The organism is Stenotrophomonas cyclobalanopsidis (assembly GCF_008710035.1).
GTDB classification, from domain to species: domain Bacteria; phylum Pseudomonadota; class Gammaproteobacteria; order Xanthomonadales; family Xanthomonadaceae; genus Stenotrophomonas; species Stenotrophomonas cyclobalanopsidis.
In genome coordinates this window covers 1-4,453 of the sequence record NZ_VYKI01000017.1, presented here as the reverse complement: position 1 = coordinate 4,453, position 4,453 = coordinate 1, and the positions used below count along the sequence as shown (strand labels likewise).

Annotated in this window: 3 protein-coding genes; all 3 read left to right on the top strand. The window is 68.0% G+C overall.

The genetic code is table 11. From position 1 onward, the window contains the following. Window positions 1-699: 699 nt before the first annotated feature. The 3 genes from FJU31_RS13245 to FJU31_RS13235 all read left to right on the top strand — a co-directional run bounded on the left by FJU31_RS13245 (window position 700) and on the right by FJU31_RS13235 (window position 4,226). Window positions 700-2,310: a sensor domain-containing diguanylate cyclase gene (locus tag FJU31_RS13245; RefSeq protein WP_425473704.1), complete on the top strand. Its 1,611-nt coding sequence runs from the start codon at window positions 700-702 to the stop codon at window positions 2,308-2,310. A gap of 34 nt (window positions 2,311-2,344) precedes the next feature. Continuing rightward, window positions 2,345-3,067, top strand: coding sequence for a pseudouridine synthase (locus FJU31_RS13240; protein WP_150455165.1), 723 nt, complete (start codon window positions 2,345-2,347; stop codon window positions 3,065-3,067). A gap of 88 nt (window positions 3,068-3,155) precedes the next feature. Next, window positions 3,156-4,226: a sensor domain-containing diguanylate cyclase gene (locus tag FJU31_RS13235; RefSeq protein WP_150455164.1), complete on the top strand. Its 1,071-nt coding sequence runs from the start codon at window positions 3,156-3,158 to the stop codon at window positions 4,224-4,226. Window positions 4,227-4,453: the final 227 nt, after the last annotated feature.

The following is a 4,453-nucleotide window of genomic DNA, read 5'->3' as shown; positions in this document are numbered from 1 at the left end:
GGGGGGGGTGGGCAGGACACGCCGTAAACCCGTCCATGGAGGCTCGATGGCGCCATCCATGGCGCCAACGGTCCTGCCCACCCCCACCGCCCCGCCACTGACAGATTCCGTGTGCTGTTGGTAGGTGTCGACCTTGGTCGACACATCTGTCCGACTTCGAGATAAATCGGGGTCAGATCGCGGAGAACTGTCGAAGGCGGGGTGGGTCCGGTTGAGGGGGCGTGAGCCGCATGGGCCCGAGGCATGCCTCGGGCGGGTTGGGCAGGACGCCCAACCCCGGTCTTGCCGTGTGCGCAGGACAGCGCACACGAGCAAGCGGCGACCGAGCTTACATGGGTGAGGGCGCTCTGCTTGCGAAGCACTGCTTCGCAAGCGCCCGAACGCACAGCCGCCAGCGGCTGGGCCGGGCCCCGGAGGGGGACTTGCAGCGTCCCCCTCAACCGGACCCACCCCGCCAACCCACGGAATGCCGCTTTCGCTTTGGCCGTTGCCGTTGCATTGAGCAGGTGCAGGGCTGCAAGCCCTGCCGACCAACACCCCTGACTACCACCATTGGCCTACACATTCCTGGCTCATTCCGCTGCGATAATGCCTGCCAGGGGCGACGCGCAGCGGGCGCGGGCGTAAGCAGAATCAGGATGTAGCGTGGTCGGCAGGCAGTGGCGTTACGGAACGGGGGCGGTGCTGGTCGTGCTGCTGATGGTGCTCGCCGCGCCATGGCTCGGCCATGCGCGAACGGTCGAAAACGGCCGCGATTACCTGTTGGTCGGCGCCGCCACCGATGAGCCCACCCCGCATCGCGCCTGCACGCCGCAGATGCTGTCCGGCGACCGCCAGCAGGTCACCGTCCCGGCACCGCCCGAAGGCTGGTCTGGTGAGCCGCAGGCGCTGGATGTGTTCAACGTGTTCGCTGGTGAAGTACGCCTGAAGCATGGCGACCGCGAGATCTGCGGCAACATGCACGACGCGCGCACCCGTGATTCGCGCTTCCGCGCCGGCATCGGCATGGTCGCGGTGCCGCCGGCCGGCAGCCACGAGCCGTTCGTGGTGTCCTGGCAGCGGCCGTTGAAGGCGCGCTGGGTGCCGACGCTGCTGCTGGGTGCACCCAGTCCCGTGCAGCAGAACGACACCGCGCGCCTGCTGGTACGCGCGGCCTGCATCGCCGTGGCCATCGCCCTGGCGCTGTCGGCGCTGATGGCCTTCCTGACCACGCGTGACCGCACGTTCCTGTTCTATATCGCCGCCACCGTGGTTCTGGTGCTGTGGCAGTCCATCCTCGGCGGCCTCAGTGGCTACCCCGAACCGTGGCTGCCGATCGGCGATCGCGGCCCCTGGTGGCTGCTGTCGCTGACAGCGGCGACCCTGGCGCTGGTGCTGCCTGCGCTGTGGCGCCTCAACGGCGGTGACCGCGTGCTGCCGCGTTCGCGCCTGGCCCAGCAGCTGCTGCTGTGGGGCCTGATGGGCGGGGCCGCGCTGGTGCCGTGGCTGCAGCGGGAGAGTCTGGTGGTAGTGGCGCGGGTGCTGCAGGGCTGCTTCATCAGCGGCTGCCTGCTGTCGCTGGCCATGGGCGTGTGGGCGCGCGTGCGCGGCGATGCCTGGGCCGTGGCCGGGCTGGCCGCGCTGTCGCCGATGCTGGTGCTGGTGGTGGCCGATGCGACCCGCGCGCAGTGGCTGTTCGAATACCGGGTGGAGGCGCTGCAGCTGGCCGTCACCTGGCTGCTGATGATGGCCGCCTACGCGCTCAATCAGCGCCTGGGGCGACTGCGCCAGCAGCGCGACGAGATGCGCCAGCTGGCCGAGACCGACATGCTGACCGGCCTGCCCAACCGCCGCGCCGGCCTGCAGCAGCTGGACCAGCAGCTGCAGCGGGTGCAGCGCGAGGGCGGCACGCTGGTGATCGGCTTCCTCGACATCGACCTGTTCAAGGACATCAACGACCGCCATGGCCATGCGGTCGGGGACCAGGTGCTGGTGGCCGTGGCCCAGGCCCTGCGCGCGGCCGTGCGCCACCAGGACGAGGTGGTGCGCATGGGCGGGGAAGAGTTCCTGCTGCTGCTGCCGGGCATGCCGCGAGACCTTGCCGCCGCCCGGCTGGAGCAGCTGCGCCAGCGCATCACCGAGCTGTGCCGGGAGCTGCCGGTGCCAAGCCTGGAAGTGACCGCCAGCATCGGCCTGGCGCAGTGGCGACCGGGCGAGGATGACCTGGCCGCGCTGCTGCGACGGGCCGACCATGCCATGTACGTGGCCAAGCGCAGCGGTCGCAACCGGGTCTTCGACGGCGAAACCGTCGATCCATTGCTGCCGGCGTGACCCAGGCGGGGCGGCGATGGCCGATAATGGGGCCATGACCACCCGACTCAACAAATACATCGCCGAAACCGGCTTCTGCTCCCGCCGTGAGGCCGATCGCCTGATCGCCGCCCGCCGGGTCACCGTCAACGGCCACCTGGGCGGTACCGGCGCCGTGGTCGGCGAAGGTGACACCGTGCTGGTCGACGGCCAGCCGCTGCAGGTGCGCGTGGCCCGCAAGCCCGGCGCCCGCCGCCACGTCTACATCGTGCTGAACAAGCCGGTGGGCGTGACCTGCACCACCGAAAGCTCGGTAAAGGGCAACATCGTCGATTTCGTCGGCCACGAGCAGCGCATCTTCCCGATCGGCCGCCTGGATAAGGACTCCGAGGGCCTGATCCTGATGACCAGCAATGGTGACATCGTCAACCAGATCCTGCGCGCCGAGAACGGCCACCAGAAGGAATATCTGGTGGCGGTCAACAAGCCGGTCACCGATGAATTCCTGCGCGGCATGGCCCGCGGTGTGCGTGTCCACGACCAGATGACCCTGCCGTGCCGCACCTCGCGCATCGCCAAGTTCGGCTTCCGCATTACTCTGGAGCAGGGCTTGAACCGGCAGATCCGCCTGATGGCCGCCGCGTTCGATTACCGCGTCACTCAGCTGCGCCGCGTGCGCATCGACAACATCAAGATCGGTGCGCTGAAGCCGGGCCAGTGGCGCAACCTGACCGAGCAGGAACTGCGCGGGCTGCTGCCCAAGCAGCAGGACTGGTAACGCGCATCTGTAGAGCCGAGCCCACGCTCGGCTGGCGGGCGGCATGATCGGCTAGACTCCGCAGTGACCTGCCGGAAAGTGACGCTGCGTGATCAAGCCCGACAAGCCGACTGATGAGTCCCAACGCCTGGAAGCGCTGCGCCGCTACCACATCCTCGATTCGGATCGCGAAAAATCCTTCGATGACCTGGTGGTCATCGCCAAGGCCGTGTGTGGCACCAGCATGGCTGCGGTTACCCTGATCGATGTTGAACGGCAGTGGTTCAAATCGATCAACGGAACCTCGGCGGTCGAGCTGCCGCGTGACGATTCGATGTGCGGGCACGCAATCCTGAAACCGCGAGAGGTCATGGTGGTGGAGGATGCGCAGCAGGACGTCCGTTTCCACGACAACCCACTGGTCACCGGCGATCCGCATGTGCGCTTCTATGCCGGTGCGCCACTGATCAGCAGTGACGGTCAGCCATTGGGCACGTTGTGCGTGTTCGATCCTGAGCCCCAGTACCTGGATGCCAGCCAGGCCGAGGCACTGGCCGCGCTGTCGCGCCAGGTCATGCTGGTAATGGAGCTGCGCCGCTTCGCGCGGGATATCCAGAGCCACATGATGCAGCGGGACGATTACGAGCGCCTGCTGTCCGAGTACCACGACGTGCTGCTGGCGCAGAACGCCGATCTGGCCGAACAGAGCCGCACCGACGCGCTGACCGGCCTGCCGAACCGGCGCGCGATGGCCGCTGCCCTGCAGGACGCCGTGAGCAGCGCCGATGGCCAGCCGCGGCCGACCTGCGTGGCTTTGGTCGACATTGACCACTTCAAGCACATCAACGATTTTCAGGGCCACGCCACCGGTGACCGGGTACTGGCCGAGCTGGGGGCGCTGCTGCGCTCGCACTTCGCCGGCCGCGGCATGGCCGCACGCTATGGCGGCGAGGAATTCGTGGCGCTGATGCCGGACGTGGACCTGCGCACCGGCGAACTGCAGTGCGAGTTCCTGCGCATGGCCGTGGCCGACCTGCCGCTGGGCTTCCCGGTGACGGTCAGCATCGGCGTGGCCCAGTACCAGGCCGGCGAAACCACCGACCAGACCCTGGCCCGTGCCGACGCCGCGCTGTACCGGGCCAAGGGCAACGGCCGCAACCGGGTGGAACTGGCGCCGTAACCCGCTGCGCGGCGGAAGCGCTGTAGAGCCGATCCGTGCTTGGCTGCTTTTGGTTTTCTGTAGAGCCGAGCCATGCTCGGCTGCTTTTCGCGGAGAGCAGCCGAGCATGGCTTGTATGTTCCTCCCGGCTCCTACGAGGTATGTAGGAGCCAGGGTGGAGGGACCGACAAGCATGGATCTGCGGATAGCGCCGACAGACGAGCCGAGCGATCCCCATCCCGCACACG